Source organism: Paenibacillus sp. VT-400 (assembly GCF_001029205.1).
Classification (GTDB): Bacteria; Bacillota; Bacilli; order Paenibacillales; family Paenibacillaceae; genus Paenibacillus; species Paenibacillus amylolyticus.
This window is the reverse complement of record NZ_LELF01000001.1, coordinates 1-2,275: the sequence shown is the minus strand read 5'-3', so window position 1 is coordinate 2,275 and position 2,275 is coordinate 1. Positions and strand designations below refer to the sequence as shown.

At 47.3% G+C, this 2,275-nt stretch carries 1 protein-coding gene, 1 rRNA gene and 5 other annotated features; of the genes, one reads left to right on the top strand and one right to left on the bottom strand.

Annotated features, from left to right (window positions below):
• Window positions 1-451: ribosomal RNA gene (locus EL84_RS32185) — 23S ribosomal RNA — on the bottom strand; the annotation flags it as partial.
• A 101-nt stretch (window positions 452-552) separates the two neighbouring features.
• Window positions 553-2,275 (top strand) — a sequence feature (mutual gap in cmsearch alignment for this rRNA model is longer than 100).
• Window positions 774-846 (bottom strand) — a sequence feature (23S ribosomal RNA rRNA prediction is too short). It overlaps the preceding feature by 73 nt.
• Window positions 1,320-1,448, bottom strand: a sequence feature (16S ribosomal RNA rRNA prediction is too short).
• Window positions 1,464-1,680: a sequence feature (16S ribosomal RNA rRNA prediction is too short), on the top strand.
• On the opposite strand from EL84_RS32185, the gene EL84_RS32180 reads away from it, so the two are divergent.
• Window positions 1,810-1,974: a hypothetical protein gene (locus tag EL84_RS32180; protein ID WP_200904508.1), complete on the top strand. Its 165-nt coding sequence runs from the start codon at window positions 1,810-1,812 to the stop codon at window positions 1,972-1,974.
• Window positions 2,162-2,233, bottom strand: a sequence feature (23S ribosomal RNA rRNA prediction is too short).

Here is a 2,275-nt window from a genome sequence, read left to right as displayed (position 1 = left end):
CTAATTCGCGTTTGTTTCGTTTCGATATCTAGTTTTCAAAGAACAAGCTCCATGCAAAAGCAAGCTGTTTGAGAGTTTGAGCTCTCAAAACTGAGCAACGAGTGAGTGTTTTGCAGCTAAGCTGCATATTTGAATGTTTCCGTTGCAGGAAACGATTCTCCATAGAAAGGAGGTGATCCAGCCGCACCTTCCGATACGGCTAGCGTTCGCTCGCCGCTACTGACGGAATCACTATTGTTTTCTCTTCCTCAGGGTACTTAGATGTTTCAGTTCCCCTGGTATGCCTCTGCACAACCTATGTATTCAGTTATGAGTAACTGGAAATTACCCCAGCTGGGTTTCCCCATTCGGACACCCCCGGATCAAAGCTTGCTTACAGCTCCCCGAGGCAGTTTCACCTCCTTTCTATGGAGAATCGTTTCCTGCAACGGAAACATTCAAATATGCAGCTTAGCTGCAAAACACTCACTCGTTGTTCGGTTTTGAGAGCTCAAACTCTCAAACAGCTTGCTTTTGCATGGAGCTTGTTCTTTGAAAACTAGATATCGAAACGGTTAAGCTACTAAGAGCACACGGAGGATGCCTAGGCGCTAGGAGCCGATGAAGGACGTGGCGAACAACGAAACTGCCTCGGGGAGCTGTAAGCAAGCTTTGATCCGGGGGTGTCCGAATGGGGAAACCCAGCTGGGGTAATTTCCAGTTACTCATTCTCTGAAAACTAGATTCGAAACGAAACATGCGAATTATCACTTGCTATTGGATAAGCCCTCGACCGATTAGTACTGGTCAGCTCCATGCATTGCTGCACTTCCACCCCCAGCCTATCTACCTCGTCGTCTTCAAGGGTGGAAGTGCAGCAATGCATGGAGCTGACCAGTACTAATCGGTCGAGGGCTTATCCAATAGCAAGTGATAATTCGCATGTTTCGTTTCGAATCTAGTTTTCAGAGAACGATCTCTGAAATGTAAGCTAAGCTATTAGCTGCAAAACACTCACTCGTTGTTCGGTTTTGAGAGCTCAAACTCTCAAAACAGCTTGCTTTTGCATGGAGCTTGTTCTTTGAAAACTAGATATCGAAACGAAACAAACGCGAATTAGAACATTCCTTTATGAAGGACGTGGCGAACAACGAAACTGCCTCGGGGAGCTGTAAGCAAGCTTTGATCCGGGGGTGTCCGAATGGGGAAACCCAGCTGGGGTAATTTCCAGTTACTCATAACTGAATACATAGGTTGAAGATACAAAAGACGTCGAAGATACAAAAGACGTCGAAGATACAAAAGACGTCGAAGATACAAAAGACGTCGAAGATACAAAAGACGTCGAAGATACAAAAGACGTCGAAGATACAAAAGACGTAGTGCCCATCCGAAATGCTGGCAACTAAATATAAGGGTTGCGCTCGTTGCGGGACTTAACCCAACATCTCACGACACGAGCTGACGACAACCATGCACCACCTGTCTTGAATGTTCCGAAGATCTTCGGAACATTCAAGACAGGTGGTGCATGGTTGTCGTCAGCTCGTGTCGTGAGATGTTGGGTTAAGTCCCGCAACGAGCGCAACCCTTATATTTAGTTGCCAGCACTTCGGGTGGGCACTCAATTTAACTACCTTTATACACTTGACTTGTTTGCACAAGTTCAGCTTAAAGGAATGTTCTAATTCGCGTTTGTTTCGTTTCGATATCTAGTTTTCAAAGAACAAGCCAAATAGATGAAATTCTGCATATTTGAATGTTTCCGTTGCAGGAAACGATTCTCCATAGAAAGGAGGTGATCCAGCCGCACCTTCCGATACGGCTACCTTGTTACGACTTCACCCCAATCATCTATCAGAAGCAGAAGCAGAAGCAGAAGCAGAAGCAGAAGCAGAAGCAGAAGCAGAAGCAGAAGCAGAAGCAGAAGCAGAAGCAGAAGCAGAAGCAGAAGCAGAAGCAGAAGCAGTAGGGGTGATGGCGTGCCTTTTGTAGAATGAACCGGCGAGTTACGTTCCCGTGCAAGGTTAAGGTGAAGAGCCGGAGCCGCAGCGAAAGCGAGTCTGAATAGGGCGAATATGGTTAAGCTACTAAGAGCACACGGAGGATGCCTAGGCGCTAGGAGCCGATGAAGGACGTGGCGAACAACGAAACTGCCTCGGGGAGCTGTAAGCAAGCTTTGATCCGTCCCCGCATTTTTCAACATGCGTGGGTTCGGGCCTCCAGTGCGTGTTACCGCACCTTCACCCTGGACAGGGGTAGATCACCCGGTTTCGGGTCTACGTCCACGTACTAA